The organism is Methylobacterium sp. A54F (assembly GCF_053346035.1).
On sequence record NZ_JBKFBF010000172.1, the window covers coordinates 1 to 295 of the forward strand.

1 protein-coding gene is annotated in these 295 nt (G+C 71.2%); it reads right to left on the bottom strand.

Translation table 11 applies throughout. The features are described 5' to 3' along the window. The coding region (locus ACLBXP_RS25830) for a D-alanyl-D-alanine carboxypeptidase family protein (RefSeq protein WP_447670652.1) at positions 1–295 on the bottom strand (295 nt) is incomplete at both ends.

Sequence of the window (295 nt, forward strand, 5' to 3'; positions counted from 1 at the left end):
CCTGCACCGCGCCGAGCAGGCGGTTGTGGTTGCCGATCACCCGGCCCCGGAACGCGAAGGAGCGGGTCTGGAAGTAGCGGTAGTAGCGCGGAAAGCGGTCCTGGATGGCCCGGGCGAGCACCCTCTGGTCGCGCGCCGTGGTGATCTGCTCGGCATCCGGCAGGCCCGAGGCGTTGGCGTAGTGGGTGCGGCCCATGCCGAGCGCCCGGGCCTTGGCGGCCATCAGCTCGGCGAAGCGCTCCTCGCTGCCGGCGATGTTCTCGCCGATGGCGCAGGCCACGTGGTTGACCGACTT